Source organism: uncultured Lutibacter sp. (assembly GCF_947495725.1).
Taxonomy (GTDB): Bacteria; Bacteroidota; Bacteroidia; order Flavobacteriales; family Flavobacteriaceae; genus Lutibacter.
Genome location: NZ_CANLZZ010000023.1, coordinates 1 through 322, shown reverse-complemented (window position 1 = coordinate 322; position 322 = coordinate 1). Strand labels below are relative to the sequence as shown.

General features: G+C 34.8%; 1 protein-coding gene. It reads left to right on the top strand.

What is annotated here, in order from left to right; genetic code table 11:
- On the top strand, positions 1 to 322 hold a 322-nt coding region (locus Q0776_RS17740; RefSeq protein WP_298371359.1), incomplete at both ends, for an Ig-like domain-containing protein.

Here is a 322-nt window from a genome sequence, read left to right as displayed (position 1 = left end):
GATATAAATAATACTTATAAGGATACCGCAGTAAGTGGAAATGTATTAACAAATGATGAAGATTATGAAGGAGATATTCAAACAGTTACTACGCCAACTGTTATAACCGTTGAAGGAGTAGCAGTAACAATAGATTCAACAACAGGAATTTATAGTTATACGCCGCCAACAGGTTTTGTAGGAACCGATAGTTTTGAATATACAATTTGTGATAATGGAACTCCACAGGCTTGTAGCACTGCAAAAGTGACTATTGAAGTAATGGAAAATCCATCAACAGATACAAATAGTCCACCAGTAGCAAATGATGATACTGCTATGA